Source organism: Streptomyces sp. NPDC001941 (assembly GCF_040296945.1).
Lineage (GTDB): Bacteria > Actinomycetota > Actinomycetes > Streptomycetales > Streptomycetaceae > Streptomyces.
Map to the genome: position 1 here is coordinate 1 of NZ_JBEOYE010000047.1, position 15,462 is coordinate 15,462.

Below are 15,462 nucleotides of genomic sequence, written 5' to 3' on the forward strand. Positions count from 1 at the left end.
ATGAAGGCCGCCGACAGGCCGCGAGGGACGGCCTTGGCATCGAGGAGGACGCGCCAGTCCTGTGCCCCGAGCTCCAGGTACTCCAGCCCAGTGAGGGCACCGGGTCCGTACCGCACCGCGCGCGGCGAGTACGCGCTGGCCCCGGTGAAGCTGCCGGGCTACCCCGCGGCGGTCGAGATGCGCGCCACCGTGGTCGGCCCGGTCGGCGCGCCCGGCAGGCGGCCGGTCGCCCTCTTCCTGCACGGCCGCCACTACACCTGCTACGACGCCGCGGGCGAGGTCTCCCTGGTCTGGCCGTGCGCGCCCGGCTCCCGGCCCGTCCCCAGCCACCAGGGCTACCTGCGGGCCCAGCAACTGCTCGCCTCCCAGGGGTACGTGACCCTGTCCGTCTCCGCCAACGGCGTCAACGGGCAGGACGCGGCGGTGGAGGACGCCGGCGCCGAGGCCCGCTCCGCACTGGTCCGCCGCCACCTGGCCCGCTGGGCGGACTGGGCGGCGAAGCCCGCGGGCGCCCCCGCCGCGGTGCGCGCCGTGTCCCGCGCCGACCTGTCCCGGGTGCTCCTGGTGGGCCACTCCCGGGGCGGCGAAGGCGTCAACCGGGCGGCGCTGGACAGCCTCACGCCGCCGCCCGCCGCCGAGGACGGCGCGCCGGGACCGGCCCGCTGGACGGTGCGCGGCACGGTGCTGATCGGCCCCACGCTGTTCGGCCAGAACCCGGTGCCGGACGTGCCCTCGCTGACCCTGCTGCCCGGCTGCGACGGCGACGTGTCCGACCTCCAGGGCGAGCTGTACCTGGACGCCACGCGCGCGGTGGGCCGCGGCACCGCCCTGCACAGTGCCGCGTACGTGATCGGCGCCAACCACAACTTCTTCAACAGCGAGTGGACGCCCGGCCAGTCCCAGGCGCCGTCCTTCGACGACTTCAGCGGCGAGGACGACCCGGTCTGCTCCCCCGGTACCGGAACGCGCCTGACGGCGGCCCGGCAGCAGCGGGCGGGCGCCTCCTACATCGCGGCGGCGGCCCGGCTGTTCGTCGGGGGCGACGACCGGGTCCGGCCGCTGCTCGACGGCACCGGGCGGCGCGCCCCGTCGGCGGGCGACGCGCGCGTGCTCACCCACGCCGTCGGCGGCCACCGCACCCCGGCGGTGCTCCCCGACGCCCCGCTGGAGGTGACGGGACCGGCCCGGATCTGCTCCCAGGTGGCGTTCGACGACCCCGCCGACTGCATGGCCGACGGGCCGGGCTGGTCCGCACGCTCGCCCCACTTCGCGTACTGGGAGGTCTCGCCCGAGGAAGGCCGCCGCGCGGTCGTCCTGGACGGCGCCTCCTCCGGCGCCCCGGTGGCCCTCACCCCGGGGCGCCCCTTCCCGCTCGGCGACTCCTCGTCCCTGGCGCTGCGCCTGATCGTGCCGCCGGGCAGCCGGGACACCGCGGTCGAGGTCCGGATCGTGGACGCCTCCGGGCGGCGCGCCTCGCTCGGCACCGCGCGCGTGGAGGGCCTGCCGGGCAGCGACGGCACCGCCGCCCACTGGGCCCGTGAGGTGCGGCTGCCGCTGGCCGCCGCCCGGAGCGCGGGGCTCGACCTCGCGCGCGTGCGGACCCTGGAGCTCGTGGCGCGCGCCGGAGCGGGGAAGACCTGGCTGATCGACGCCTGGGGCTGGCGCCCCGGCACCCCGGCCGCTCGGCCCGCCGCCCTCGCGCGCGTGGACGTGGGCCGGCTGAAGGTCCGGGAGGGCGACTCGGGCGAGCGGACCTACCGCGTCCCGGTGCACGTCAGCGGTCAGGGCGGCGGCCAGGTGCGGCTGTTCGTCTCCGACCCCGTCACGGGCACGGTCGGCTCCCGGCTCGCCACGGTCCGCCCCGGCCGCCAGGACGTCGAGGTCCCGGTCACGGTGCGCGGCAACACGGCCTTCGGCTGGGACCGTTCGTACGGCGTGCTCGCCAAGGCCGTACGGGGGACGTCCGTCGGCGCGCACCGGGGCGGCGTCCTCGCGCTCAACGACGACCCACTGCCGGAGATGACCCTCGCCCCGGTCGCGGACCGGGTGGCCGAGGGCGGGAAGCTCGCCTGGCGGGTGTCCCTGTCGGCTCCGGCCGAGGTCGGCCTCACGTACACGGCGCGGTTCCTGCCGCCCGCCGACGGGGGCCCCGAACTGTCCACGGCGGACGTGGACCCGGGGTGGCTGGACGAGGTCCTCGGCGTCCCGGCCGAGCCCGCCGTGCCGCTGTCGCGGGTCGACGGCGGCATGGAATGGTTCTTCGACGTCCCGGCGGGGAGCACGAGCACCGAGATCGCCATCCCGACCAGGGCGGACACGGCGGCCGAACCGGAGGAGTCGGTGCGGCTGCTCGTCGAGTACTACGACGCCGACTGGTCCCCCCACGAGGTCGGACAGGTCACGGGCCGGGTGACCGACCCCGCCTGACCGGGGCGCCGCCCGCGCGCGTACCACCACGTGCGCCGCGCGGGCGGTGCGCGCGGGCGGCGGGTGTCCGGGGCCGCGCGCCGTCCTGTCGTACGAACGCCCGGCGGGGCGCACGCCACCCGGCGCGCCGTCGACTTTGAGTCGGTGATGCCCGCGGGGTGCCCGGACCGGGCACGCGCGCGTGGCGGCCGGTCCGGCGGCGGCGCGGCCCCGCGCCGCAGTGGTCACACGCCCGGACGGGCCCGCGGGGACGCACGCCGAGGGCCGTTTACTCGTTTCTACAGGGGAGTCGAATCCCGCCACCCGGGCGTCCCTGGGCGTCGTGCGCCCTCGCGGAGGGCGCCCCGGGGCCGGTAACTTGTGCGACGTCGTGCCCCGGGCCGCCGAGTTTCCCCCGTGCTCTGCGGCCCGGGGCCGCTTCGTTCCACCGCCCCGGTCCCGCTCCCAGCGCTACTCCGCCGCCGTGCGGCACTCCGGATGGCCCCAGCCCTGGTCGAGCTTGGTGATCGTGGTCCCCGCCGCGTACGGCTTGCCGCAGGGGCAGCGCCCCGGGAACTTCGCCTTCAGCGTCGGCGCACCGCCGCCCGACGCACGCTTGGCCGCCGTCTTCTTCGCGGGCTTCGCCGACCCGGCCCTGGCCCGCGAGGGCGTCGCCCGCGCCGCGTCCGGAACCGGCATGTCGCTCTGGCCCAGCGCGGTCCCGGCCGCCTGCTGGCTGGTCGCCGCATCGCTGGCCGCCTGGTCGGCGATGGCGTTCAGGTGGTCGCCGTCCTGGCGGTGCGCCGGTACGTAGACGAACTCCACGTCCCGGTCCGCGAGCAGCTCGTCGATGTCCTGGACCAGCTCGCGGTTGGCGACCGGGCTGCCGGAGGCGGTCTTCCAGCCCTTGCGCTTCCAGCCGGGCAGCCACTCGGTGACCGCCTTCATCGCGTACTGCGAGTCCATGCGCACCTCCAGCGGCACCTCGGACCCGACGGACTCCAGGAGGCGCTTGAGGGCGGTCAGCTCCCCCACGTTGTTGGTGGCGGTGCCCAGCGGCCCGGCCTCCCAGCGCTCGGGGTTCCCCTCGGCGTCGGCGATGACCCAGGCCCAGGCCGCCGGTCCGGGGTTGCCCCGGGACGATCCGTCACAAGCGGCGATGATGCGTGCAGACATCCCCCGATCATGCCACCGTCCGGGACGTGCCCGGGCACGCGCGCGTGCCCGGCCCGCAACACGCCCTAGGCGGCCGACTGGAGGCGCTGGCTGATCCGGTACAGGTAGCGCACCTTGATCCGCAGCGACCACGGGTCCACCGGCTTGGGCATCAGGTCGGCCACGCCGAGGCCCGCCGCCTGCGCCTCCAGGCCGCCCTCGCGGTCGGCTCCGGTCACCAGGATCACCGGTATGTGCCGGGTCTGCTCCAGGCGCGCGAGGTAGCGCGCCGCCTCCAGGCCGCCGAGGCCGGGCAGCGACACGTCGAGCACCGCCACCCCCACGTCCCCGCGCAGCGCCGCCTTGAGCCCGGCCTCGCCCGTCGCGGCGGGCTCCAGCGGCAGGCCGAGCGGGTCGAGCGCCGCGCGCAGCGCGCACAGGCCGTCCTCGCGGTCGTCGACGAGCAGGACCTTCTTGCGCCGCTCCACGTGCCTCACCCCCAGCTGGGACCCACTGGGCTACGCCTTCCCCGAAACGCGCGGCTCCAACGGGTGCGGGGCGGCACGGGCCGGTTCGCGCAGGCGCGTCGGCCCCGCCCCGCCGGGGTGCGCTTCGCCCCGGTGGTACGGGGCCGGGAGTTCCGTACCGCCTACTGCCCCCGCGTTCCCCCGCCGTCCCCGCCGGTGTCGTCGTCCACGATCTCCGCGTCCACCACCTCGTCCGCCGCCGCCCCGCGCGCGTCCTGCTCGCCGTGCGGCGGCGGGCCCCCGTCCCCGCGCGCGTACAGCGCCGTGCCGATGCGCTGGGCCGCGGTGGCCACCTTGTCGACGGCCCGGCGCAGGGACGCCGTGTCCCCGCTCCGGTCGGCCGAGCCGTCCTTCGCCGCGTCCGCCGAGTCCTTCAGCGCGGACCTCAGCTCCGCGAGGGCCGCCTCCGTCTCGCTCCTGGCGTCGGCGGGAACCCGGTCCGTCATGCCCTCGGTGTCGCGCAGCAGCTTCTCGGTCTGGTGGACGAGCTGTTCGCCCTGGTTGCGGGTCTCGGCCGCCTCCCGCCTGCGGTGGTCCTCCTCCGCGTACCGCTCGGCCTCGCGCACCATGCGGTCGATGTCCGTCCTGGGCAGCGCCGAGCCGCCGGTGACGGTCATCTTCTGCTGCGTGCCCGTGCCGAGGTCGCGCGCGGTGACGTGCATGATGCCGTTGGCGTCGATGTCGAACGCCACCTCGATCTGCGGCACCCCGCGCGGCGCGGGCGGCAGTCCGGTCAGCTCGAACATGCCCAGCTTCTTATTGTCCGCGGCGATCTCCCGCTCCCCCTGGAAGACCTGGATCGACACGGACGGCTGGTTGTCCTCGGCCGTGGTGAACGTCTCCGAACGGCGCGTGGGGATCGTCGTGTTGCGCTCGATCAGCCGGGTCATGATCCCGCCCTTGGTCTCGATGCCCAGGGACAGCGGCGTGACGTCCAGCAGGAGCACGTCCTTGACCTCGCCCTTGAGGACGCCGGCCTGCAGGCTCGCGCCGATCGCGACGACCTCGTCGGGGTTCACGCCCTTGTGCGGCTCCCTGCCGGTCAGCCGCTTCACCAGTTCGCCGACGGCGGGCATCCGGGTCGAACCACCCACCATGATCACGTGGTCGACGTCCGCGAGCCGTACGCCCGCGTCCTTCACGGCCCGGTGGAACGGCGCCTCGCAGCGGGCGAGGAGGTCGGCGGTCAGCTCCTCGAACCGGGCGCGCGTCAGCTTCTCGTCCAGGTGCAGCGGGCCCTGCGAGGAGGCGGTCACGTACGGCAGGTTCACCGTCGTCTCGGTCGCCGAGGACAGCTCGATCTTGGCCTTCTCGGCGGCCTCGCGCAGGCGTTGCAGCGCCATGCGGTCCTTGCCGAGGTCCACGCCGTACGCGTTCTTGAACCGTGTGACCAGGTGCTCGACCACCCGCTGGTCCCAGTCGTCGCCGCCCAGGCGCGTGTCGCCGTTGGTGGCCTTCACCTCCAGGACGCCGTCGCCCAGTTCGAGCAGCGAGACGTCGAAGGTACCGCCGCCCAGGTCGAAGACGAGGACCGTCTGGTCGTCGCCCTTGTCCAGGCCGTACGCGAGCGCGGCGGCGGTCGGCTCGTTGACGATGCGCAGCACGTTCAGGCCGGCGATCTCGCCCGCCTCCTTCGTGGCCTGGCGCTGGGTGTCGTCGAAGTACGCGGGCACGGTGACCACCGCGTCGGTGACCCGCTCGCCCAGGTAGGCCTCGGCGTCGCGCTTCAGCTTCTGCAGCACGCGCGCGGAGATCTCCTGGGCGCTGTAGCGCCGCCCGCCGATGTCACTGCCGCCGCTGCCGCCGCTGTCGTTGTCGCTGACCTCCGGGAAGCGCCAGCCGATCTCGCCCATGTGGCGCTTGACGGAGCGGGCGGTGCGGTCGACGTTGGTGACCGCCTGGCGCTTGGCGACCTCCCCGACGAGGACCTCGCCGTTCTTGGCGAAGGCGACGACCGAGGGGGTGGTGCGGGCGCCCTCCGCGTTGGTGACGACGGTGGGTTCGCCGCCTTCGAGCACGCAGACCACGGAGTTGGTCGTCCCGAGGTCGATCCCGACCGGACGCGTCATGGGCCTCTCCTTCCGGGTGTGCTCCCGGGGTGCGGGCGTACCTCCCCTGGGTAGGACCTGGGCCGGGCGGCGTCAAGGGCGCCTCCGGCAGGCACCGGGACCCGTGTGGGTGACGGGGGGAGGTGCGTTGTCAGTGACGGGTGGCACAGTGGTCGGTGCTGTGCGTGACGGTCGTGCGGGGAGCGCGGCCGGGCGTGCGGCGGCCGGGCAGGGGAGCACGAAGGGGTGGAGAACGACCGATGGGTGACTTCTACGAGCGTTTCGTCGACGTCGAGGTGGACGCCGGGGAGGCGGGGCCGCTGGCGGAGCGGATGGTGGAGTGGCTGGTGTCCGAAGGGGTGCTGACGCGCGAGCGGTCGGCCGAGGGGATGTACAGCAGCCAGGTCAGGACGGGGTACGTGCCGGGGCCGCGCTGGCACGAGGCGGTGTCGGACCCCTCGGACCCGGGCTGGCTGCCGGGCCCGGTGGCCGTCCTGGTCGGGCGGGACTACCACGTGGGCGGGCAGGGGGCCGACGAGCCGGACGCGGTGGTCTGTCCGGGCTGCGGGAAGCGGACGGTGATCGTCGACTACCCGGAGTCGTTCGAGCCGGACGAGGAGGCGTGGCGGCGCTTCCGCGAGGCGATCGCGGTGTGGAAGGAGACCGGGGAAGGGGTGCTGGCCTGCTCGACGTGCGGGGTGCCGGTGCGGCTCACCGACTGGCAGTTCGCCTCGGGCTTCGACCTGGGGGCGCTGGCGTTCGACTTCTGGGGGTGGCCGCCGCTCAGCGTGGCGTTCCGCGAGGAGTTCCGCAGGCGCCTGGGGCACCGGATGGAGGAGCAGATGGGGAAGCTGTAGGCGGCGGAGGGGGCTTCGGAGGGCGGACGGCGTACGGGTCCCGGAGGGGGGACGCCCCCGGGACCCGTACGTGGAGGGGCCGGGGCGCCCTCAGGAGAACGGGATGCGCACCACCGAGCAGTTGCCGGTGCCCAGGGTGCTCGGGCCGTTGCCGATGGCGTTCCAGACCTCCACGCGCACCTTGCCGCCGCGCAGGTCGCCGTGGCTGCCGGTCGCGGACACCAGGCCCGCGCCCTCCGTGTAGTGCTCGAAGCCGGGCACGGGGTCGGTCGCGAAGTAGCGGTACGTCTCCGTGCGGTCCCAGGTGCCGTCGCCGGTCCGGTCGTAGCTCACCCGCACCTGCTGGCCGTTGGCGACGACGGTCCCCGCGTCCACGAACAGGTCGAAGCGGGTGGTGCCGCCGTTGTAGGCACGGGTGACCGGGCCCGAGGTGTAGACCTGCGGACTGGCCGGGGTGCCGTCGTGGTTGGCCCCGCCGGCCGATGCCAGGGTCGCGGTCCCGGCCGCGTCGGCGTCGCCCGCGCCCCCGCCCGTACGCAGGTAGAGCTGCGCGGAGCCGGACGGCGGCGGGTCCGTCGGGGGCGGCGTGGTGCCGCCGCCGCGCGTCCACACGGCCACGTAGTCGACGAGCATCGGGCGTCCGGGGACGGTGGCCGCCGTGGGGGTGGGGCCGCCGAGGGCGTCCGGGAAGGCGCCGCCGATCGCGACGTTGAGGAGGACGAAGTAGCCCGCGTGGGAGGTCATGTCGGCCCAGGCGCTCGCGCCGACCCGGTTCTCGTCGACGCGGTGGAAGAGCTGCCCGTCGACGTACCAGCGCAGCTCGTTGGGGCTGGCGGAGCGGTCCCACTCGAAGCGGTACGTGTGGAAGGCGGACTGGCACGTGGAGCCCGGGCAGGCCCGGTTGGCGCCGATGCCGGTGGTCTCGCCGCAGGGGCCGCCGGGGTTCACGCCGCAGTGCAGGACGCCCCAGACGGAGTCGATGCCGTTGACGTTCTCCATGATGTCGAACTCGCCGATGGCCGGCCAGTTCCAGTAGTTGCCCCGGTAGGGGGCGCCCAGTGCCCAGAAGGCGGGCCAGTAGCCGAGGGCGGCCTGCCCGGTGACGTTCGGCATCTGGATGCGGCTCTCGATGCGCAGGGTGCCGCCCGCCGGGGCCTTGAAGTCGGAGCGCCGGGTCTCCACGCGGCCCGACGTCCAGTTGCCCGCGCCGTCGCGCAGGGGCGTGATCCGCAGGTTCCCCGAGCCGTCGAGGCTCAGGTTGTCGGGGCTGGAGGTGTAGTTCTGGATCTCGCCGGTGCCCCAGTTGGCGGGGCCGCCCGGGTAGGCGTGCCCGGTGTCCACCTGCCAGTTGGCCGAGGACGGGGCGGTGCGGGCGGCGCCGTCGAAGTCGTCGCTCCACTGGAGGTTCCAGCCGGGGGCGGGCGGCACCGCCCCGCGCGCCGGGCCGGCCCCGCCGACGGCGAGCGCGAGGGCCGAGGTGAGCGCGAGGGCGAGGGTGGCGATCCAGACGGTGGTGACGGGGTGCCGCCCGGTTCTTCGGGGGGCGGGGGTGGGACCGCGGCTCATGGGACACCTCCGGTGAGGATGGTGCGGAATGTTATTTGAGAGCGCTCTCAAGGAGTTTGTAGGGGCCGTTTCCCAACTCGTCAATGGGTCGGTGGAGTTGGGGGCTCCGGCGCACGGCCCCGACTCGCCCCGGCCCGGCCCCCGCCCCCGACCCTCACTCCGCCCCCGACCCCGCTCCCGTCCGGGCGCAGCCCGGGCGCTGGAATCCGTACGGCCCGGCGGCCGGAATCCGTACGGAAAGGCACCCGGGCGCCCGCCGGAACGCCCCCGGGACGGCCCTGTGGGACCCCGTCCACGCCCGCCCTCCCCCACTCCGGAGGGGCTGGGCGGGCCCCCTCCCCACACGGCCGCCACGACCCGCACAGGGCCGCAGGCGCACCGCGCTGACCTGGGAATACTTCCGCTCCTCGCCTACCGTTCTCCTTGCCCCGCGCGCCGCGCGGACGGCTGGAAGACGCTTGTCGCCAGTCAAAATTCAAGGTGCTTGTCACTACCAGGGGGACCCATGACACCTGTGGACCGGAACGTGCGCTCCGTCGAGGACGTACTGAAGCTGATGGACGATCTCTTCGCGCCCGAGGCCGACCGCTGGACGGCGGCGGGCTCCGACTGGTGGGACGGCTTCTACGCCGACCGCGAGAAGCCCGTGCCCTTCTTCGTCCCCAAGCCGGACGAGAACCTCGTCGGGCACCTGGAGCGCGGGACCCTCACCCCGGGCCGGGCCCTCGACCTGGGCTGCGGCCCCGGGCGCAACGCCCTGTACCTGGCGGCGCGGGGCTTCGCCGTCGACGCCGTCGACCTCTCCCCCACGGCCCTCGCCTGGGCCGGGGAGCGGGCCCGCGAGGCCGGCGCGGACATCCGCTTCCACCAGGGGAACGCCTTCGACCCCGAGTTCACCGCGCTGGAAGGGTCCTACGACCTGATCTACGACTCCGGCTGCTTCCACCACCTGCCCCCGCACCGCCGGGTCAGCTACCTCGCCCTCGTCGAGCGCCACCTGGCGCCCGGCGGTCACCTCGCCCTCACCGCCTTCGCCGCCGGGGAGGGCGGCATGGGGTCCGAGGAGCCGGACGCCACCTTCTACCGCTCCGGCGGGCTGCACGGCGGGCTCGCCTTCACCGACGCCTCCCTGCGCTGGATCTTCGCCGGCCTGGAGGAGGTGGAGCTGCGCCGGATGCGCGACGAGGCGCCCGACTCCGCGTGCTTCGGCGAGCCGTTCCTGTGGGCCGGGCTCTTCCGGCGCCCGGCCTGACCGGAGGTCTTTCCCTCCCCCGCGTCCGGCCTCGGCGTCAACCCCTGTTCAGCGGCCCCCTCCTCGTGATACTCAAGTTTCCTACTAGTCATCTTTCTGAGTATCCGAGGCCTGGGAGAAGAGAAGCCATGACCGATGCCGCCACCGGCGACGCCGAGCTCTTCCGTTCCACCGCCGACCGGTTCCGCACCGCCGTCCACGAGCGGGACCTCGACGCGATCGACGCGCTGTTCACCGACGACATCCGCTTCTACAGCCCCGTGAAGTTCACCCCGTTCGAGGGCAAGCCGATGGTGCTCGGCCTGTTCGGGGTGCTGCTGCGGACCTTCGAGGACTTCCGTTACGTCGGCGCGTACGAGGGCGAGTCCCAGACCAGTGCCGACGGGACCGTGCTGCCCTCCGCCGTCCTCGTCTTCCGCGCCACCGTGGACGGCAAGGAGATCCACGGCATCGACCTGCTGAACTTCGAACCGGACGGCCGGGTCAAGGAGTTCACGGTCATGGTCCGGCCGCTCTCGGCGCTCAAGGCGCTCAGCGACGCCGTGCTGCGCGGACTCGTGGCGGACGGCCTGGTCCCCGCCCCTTAGGCCCGGTGGCCCGGGCCACCGGGCCGCATCCGCACGCGAGGGCCCCGGCTCAGCGCTGCTCCTGGGACATGCTCAGACGCACCAGGTCGGCGAGGGTCGGGGCCTCGCGCTTGCTGCGTATCCGGCGCAGGTACGTACTGACCGTGTGGACGCTGATCCCCAGCCGCCTGGCCGTCTGGTGGTACGTCAGACCGGCGCCGATGTACGCGAGCACCTCGCGCTCGCGGGGCGACAGGTCCGCCGTCCCGGTCTCCACGCCGCCGCTCCGCATCGACACACAGGCGATTCAATCACGATGCCACCGGAGCGCAAGGCTGCCGCCGGTCGCCTTCCCGCCCAACAGGCCGCACCCGGGCCGCACTTGTCAAGTCCCCAACTCGCGCGTCTCCTCCGCCACTCGGGGCAGGCGCGAGATTGGCGGGGCAGAGATCAAGGCGGCACACACCCCCGAGGCCGACCGTGAGGGAACGCGCATGAGGCACTTCCGTCTGCTCGCCGCGGGCAACGGCATCTCGGCGTACGGCAGCTACCTGAACATGGTGGCGCTGAACGTCTTCGTCTACCACGCGACGGGCAGCGCGCTGCTCGCCGGCCTCTTCATGGCCGTACGCCTCGGCACCAGCGTCGCCTCCGGTTTCGCCAGCGGACGGCTCGCCTCCCGCCACGACCGCAAGCGCCTGATGGTCGGCGCCGACCTCACCCAAGCCGCGGCGCTCCTCGCACTGATCCTGGCACCCGGGGGCGCGAGGGTGGCCCTGGTGTTCGCGCTCGCGGTCGTGTCCGGGGCCTGCTCGACGCTCTCCCAGGTGTCGCTGCGCAGTGCGGTGCCCGAGATCGTCGGGCCCGAACTGCGCACCCGGGCCAACGGGTTGCTGGTGACCGGGCGCTCGCTCGCCATGATCGCCGGCTTCGCGTCCTCGGGCGTGGTCGTGGCCCGGTTCGGGTACACCACCGCCTTCGTCCTGGACGCCGCGTCCTTCGTCGTGTCGGCCACGGTCCTCGCGCTGCTGCCGGTGCGCACGCGCGCGAAGTCCGGGGACGCCCGGCCCGCCGAGGAGGATTCAGGCGATCAAGCAGGCGCTTCCGGAAGGGAGTTCGCCTTGCGCACCCTGCCGCGTGCGGCGCCGCTGCTCGCCGCGATGATCGCCGTGCGCGCGGTGGACGGGCTCGGTTCGTCCTCGCACAACGTGGCCCTGCCGCTGTACTCCGACAGCCTCGACCCGTCACATCCGGCCACGTTCATCAGCCAGTTCTGGGCGGTCTGGGCGGTGGGCTGCATCCTCGCGCAGCAGGTGCTCGCACGGCTGGGCAGGAGGGCCTCCTCCGCCCCGGGCGAGCGGGCGTTCGCGGTCGGCGCGTGCGTGATGTCGGCGGCGTTCATCGTGGTGTTCACCGGTCTGCCGACCCTGCCGACGCTCGCCGTGGCCCTGGTCGCGGGCGCCGCCGACGGGTTCACGGAGGTCGTGTACGTGTCGCGGCTGCAGGCCGCCCCGGACGAGCGGCGGGGGCGGCTCTTCGGCCTCTCGGCGTCGGTGGAGAACGCCGGGTTCGGCCTGGGGATGCTGGTCAGCGGCGCGCTCCTGGAACACTTCCCGCCGCTGTCGGTCGTGGCCGGTTTCCACGGGCTCGCGATCCTGCTGTGCGTGGCCATGCTGGTCCTGCTGACCCGGCTGCGCGCGACCGGCCGGGACGGCGGCGGATCCCCGGGGCCCGGCGGTGCGGAACCCGGGCGGGGACAGCCCGGCGCCTCGGTCGCGGAGGGGGCCGGACCATGACGTACGGCGGGCCGGGCGGCGACCTGGGGATCGCCGTCATCGGGACGGCCTTCCGGCTGCCCGGCGCGGACACACCCGAGGAGCTGTGGCGCGTCGTGCGCGACGGGGAGGTGCGCGTCTCCCGGTTCACCGAGGCCGAGCTCGCGGCGGCCGGGGTGCCCGAACAGCACTACAGGGCACCGGACTTCGTGGGCGCGGGCGCGTCCCTGGACGACATCGCGGGCTTCGACGCGCAGCACTTCCGCGTCAGCGGCCACGAGGCCCGGATCACCGACCCCCAGCAGCGGCTCTTCCTGGAGTGCGCCGCGCACGCCCTGGAGGACGCCGGGTACCCCGACGAGCGCGGCGGCACCCGGATCGGGGTGTGGGCCTCCACCGGCTACCACCTGTACGCGATGCAGAACTACCTGCTCAACAACGTGCTGCCGGAGCAGGCCGCCGACGACTGGCTCTCCCGCATGCAGGTCCTGGTGGGCAACTACGCCGACTACACCGCCACCCGCACCGCCTTCCGGCTGGACCTGACAGGACCCGCGGTGAATGTGCAGACCGCCTGCTCCGGCAGCCTGGTGGGCGTCCAACAGGCCATCCAGGCGCTGCTGTTCGGCGACTGCGACATCGCGCTGGCGGGGGCCGTCGCCGTCCACGTCCCCGCGGTGCTCGGCTACCGGTACGTGAAGGGCTCCATCCTCTCCAGGTCGGGGCGGCTGCGTGCGTTCGACGCCGCGGCGGACGGCACCGTCGGCGGCAACGGCGTGGCCGCGGTCGTCCTGAAGCCCCTGGCCCGGGCGCTCGCGGACGGCGACACCGTGCACGGCGTGATCAGGGGCTGGGGCGTGAACAACGACGGGGCGGGCAAGGCCGCGTTCACGGCTCCGAGCGCGCGGGGGCAGCGCGCCGCGATCCGGGCGGCGCTGGACCGGGCCGGGGTGCGGGCGGACTCGATCGGCTACTTCGAGGCCCACGGCACGGGGACCTTCAAGGGCGACCCGATCGAGTTCGCGGGGGCGGGGGCCGCCTTCCGCGAGGACGGGGTGCCCGTCGGCAGCTGCGCGGTGGGCGCACTGAAGTCCAACATCGGCCACCTGGACGCGGCTTCGGGCATCGCGGGGCTCATCAAGACGCTCCTCGTCCTGCGGCACGGGGTGATCCCGCCGCTGGCCGCGTTCGACACGCCCAACCCGCTCCTGGACCTGGAGCACAGCCCCTTCCGGCTGCCGCGCACCGTGCTGCCCTGGCCGGACGTCGGGGGGCCGCGCCGCGCCGGGGTGTCGTCCCTGGGCGTCGGCGGCACCAACGTCCACCTCGTCCTGGAGCAGGCGCCGCCGCCCCGCCCCCGTACGGCCGACGTACCGCCGCCGGACGTCCTCCTGGTGTCGGGCAGCAGCCCGGCGGCCCTGGCCGACAACGCCCGGGCCCTGGCGGGCGAGTTGCGCGCGAGGCCGGGGCGGCACCCGGCCGACCTGGTCCTCACCGCCGCCCTGGGCCGCCGCCACCACCGGCACCGGCTTGCGGTACGCGGATCCGGCGCCCCGGAGTTCGCGGCGGCGCTGGAGGCCTGGCTGGCCGGCGACCGCGCGCTGCCGGAGCGGAAACCAGGTCGGCGCCCCGGATTCCTCTTCACCGGCCAGGCGAGCCCGTACCCCGGCATGGCGGGCGCCCTCCACGAGCGCTTCCCGGTCGTGCGCGAGGTCGTCGACCACTGCGAGCGGCTGTACGGGGAGGTGGTGCCGGGCGGCTCGCTGCGGGCGGCACTCCTCGCCGGCACCGGCGGCCCGTCCGGCGAGGACCCGGACCGGCCATGGCCCACCGACGCCGCGCAGCCCGCGCTGTACGTCCTCCAGTGCGCCCTGGTGCGGCTGTGGCGGGAGTGCGGCGTGCGGCCCGCCGTCGTGGCCGGGCACAGCGTGGGCGAGTACGCGGCCCTGTACGCGGCGGGCGCGCTCGGCCTCGACGACGGGCTGCGCCTCACCGCCCTGCGCGGGCGCCTGATGCGCGAGCGGTGCGCGCCCGGCGCGATGGTCGCGGTGGCCCTGTCCCGTACCGACGCGTCGGCGCTCGCCGCCGAGGTGCCCGGGGTGGAACTGGCCGTGACCAACGGCGCGGACAGCCAGGTGCTGGCCGGACCGGTGGCGGCGGTGGCGCGGCTGCGCGCCCTGCTCGACGCGCGCGCGGTGCCCGCGCGGACGCTGCCGGTGGACCGGGCCTTCCACACGTCGGCGGTCGAACCCGCCCTGCCCGGACTCGAGGCGGCCGTGGACGCGGTGGCCGCGCGCCCGGTCGAGACGCGTTTCATCAGCGCCGTGGACGGGGTGGTGCGGGAACCCGGCTGGACGCCCGGCCCCGACCACCTGCTGCTCCACGCCCGCGAGCCGGTCCGCTTCGACCTGGTCCTGGCGGCCCTGGCGGCCCCACCGGGTGACGCGGACGACGGACCGGCCGCCCTGGTCGAGATCGGCCCGCACACCACGCTCAGCGGGCTCGCGCGCCGCGCGCTGCCCGGCCTCGCCGCCCTCCCGTCGCTGCGGCGCTCCACCGGGCTCTCCGCCCTGTGGGGCGCGGCGGCCAGTCTGCACCGCACGGGAGCCGATCTCGACTGGGGACCGCTCCTCGCGGGCAGCGGCGGCGGGAGGATCCCGCTGCCCGGCTACCGGTTCCAGCACACCGAGCACTGGACGGGCCCCCCTCCCACGGCCCCGGCCGTCCCCACACCACCGAGAAACGGAGCGACCGTGAGCGAGCAGGTGGAGCAGGTGCTGCGCAGTGTCGTCGAGTCGACCGCACGGCACCTGAAGCACGATCCGGCGCAGATCGCCGGGGACACGTCGTTCTTCGACCTGGGGGCCGACTCCCTGCTGATGATCAGCATGCTGCGCGAGCTGGAGCAGCGGTACCGGGTGAAGGTGACCATGCGCGAACTCCTGGAGGAGACGGGGACGCCGGGACAGCTCGCCCGCCTGATCGCCGACCGCCTCCCGGGGGACGGTCTCGCTCCCGAAGCCGCCCGCCTCCCGGACGGCGGTCTCGTTCCCGAAGCCCCGCGCCTCCCGGACGGCGGTCCTGAGAGCGGGGCCACGGCCCCGGCTCCCGCCGCCCCCTCCCCGTACGCCACGCGCGAGGAGGTCGCCGAGCTGACCAGGAAGCTGGAGCACGTGACCGCCGTCCAGGTGCAGATGATGACCCAGCTCTCCCAACTGCTCACGCTCCAGGCCGCTTCGGCGGCCGCACAGCTCAACGGGCAGGGCGTGAGGCCGGACCAGACCGGCCGGGTGACCCCGTGACGTCCCTG

11 protein-coding genes are annotated in these 15,462 nt (G+C 74.7%); 6 read left to right on the top strand and 5 right to left on the bottom strand.

Features of this window, described 5'->3' with window-relative positions; all coding sequences use genetic code 11:
* On the top strand, positions 1-2,427 hold the full coding sequence (locus ABT160_RS27700) for a hypothetical protein (protein ID WP_351650549.1): 2,427 nt from the start codon (positions 1-3) through the stop codon (positions 2,425-2,427).
* Positions 2,428-2,877: 450 nt separating this feature from the next.
* Here the strand turns inward: ABT160_RS27700 and ABT160_RS27705 are convergent, their stop codons facing one another.
* The 3 genes from ABT160_RS27705 to dnaK form a co-directional block, all read right to left on the bottom strand.
* The gene (locus ABT160_RS27705) at positions 2,878-3,582 is read right to left on the bottom strand and encodes a ribonuclease H family protein (RefSeq protein ID WP_351650550.1); all 705 of its coding nucleotides are present in this window, start codon (positions 3,580-3,582) and stop codon (positions 2,878-2,880) included.
* 65 nt (positions 3,583-3,647) lie between these two features.
* On the bottom strand, positions 3,648-4,049 hold the full coding sequence (locus ABT160_RS27710) for a response regulator (RefSeq protein ID WP_351650551.1): 402 nt from the start codon (positions 4,047-4,049) through the stop codon (positions 3,648-3,650).
* Positions 4,050-4,210: 161 nt separating this feature from the next.
* Positions 4,211-6,157 carry a molecular chaperone DnaK gene (gene dnaK, locus ABT160_RS27715; RefSeq protein ID WP_351650552.1) on the bottom strand — a complete coding sequence of 649 codons (1,947 nt, stop codon included), beginning with the start codon at positions 6,155-6,157 and terminating at the stop codon, positions 4,211-4,213.
* A 239-nt stretch (positions 6,158-6,396) separates the two neighbouring features.
* Here dnaK and ABT160_RS27720 point away from each other — a divergent pair, with 239 nt between their 5' ends.
* Positions 6,397-6,993 (top strand): hypothetical protein, encoded by a 597-nt coding sequence (locus ABT160_RS27720; RefSeq protein ID WP_351650553.1) that lies wholly within the window; start codon positions 6,397-6,399, stop codon positions 6,991-6,993.
* 90 nt (positions 6,994-7,083) lie between these two features.
* Here ABT160_RS27720 and ABT160_RS27725 read toward each other — a convergent pair whose 3' ends face one another.
* Entirely contained in the window at positions 7,084-8,559 is a 1,476-nt protein-coding gene (locus ABT160_RS27725) for a glycoside hydrolase family 16 protein (RefSeq protein ID WP_351650554.1), read from the bottom strand.
* A gap of 514 nt (positions 8,560-9,073) precedes the next feature.
* Here ABT160_RS27725 and ABT160_RS27730 point away from each other — a divergent pair.
* Together ABT160_RS27730 and ABT160_RS27735 are read left to right on the top strand one after the other, a co-directional pair.
* Entirely contained in the window at positions 9,074-9,811 is a 738-nt protein-coding gene (locus tag ABT160_RS27730) for a class I SAM-dependent methyltransferase (RefSeq protein WP_351650605.1), read from the top strand.
* A 128-nt stretch (positions 9,812-9,939) separates the two neighbouring features.
* Positions 9,940-10,398 carry a nuclear transport factor 2 family protein gene (locus ABT160_RS27735; protein WP_351650555.1) on the top strand — a complete coding sequence of 153 codons (459 nt, stop codon included), beginning with the start codon at positions 9,940-9,942 and terminating at the stop codon, positions 10,396-10,398.
* A 49-nt stretch (positions 10,399-10,447) separates the two neighbouring features.
* On the opposite strand, the gene ABT160_RS27740 is transcribed toward ABT160_RS27735, so the two are convergent.
* Entirely contained in the window at positions 10,448-10,669 is a 222-nt protein-coding gene (locus ABT160_RS27740; RefSeq protein WP_351650606.1) for a response regulator transcription factor, read from the bottom strand.
* Between the two features lie 202 nt (positions 10,670-10,871).
* Here ABT160_RS27740 and ABT160_RS27745 point away from each other — a divergent pair, with 202 nt between their 5' ends.
* Both ABT160_RS27745 and ABT160_RS27750 read left to right on the top strand, forming a co-directional pair.
* Positions 10,872-12,173 carry an MFS transporter gene (locus ABT160_RS27745; RefSeq protein ID WP_351650556.1) on the top strand — a complete coding sequence of 434 codons (1,302 nt, stop codon included), beginning with the start codon at positions 10,872-10,874 and terminating at the stop codon, positions 12,171-12,173.
* Complete coding sequence (locus ABT160_RS27750; RefSeq protein ID WP_351650557.1) at positions 12,170-15,454, top strand: type I polyketide synthase; 3,285 nt, start codon at positions 12,170-12,172, stop codon at positions 15,452-15,454. The genes ABT160_RS27745 and ABT160_RS27750 overlap by 4 nt, the downstream gene beginning before the upstream one ends.
* Positions 15,455-15,462: the final 8 nt, after the last annotated feature.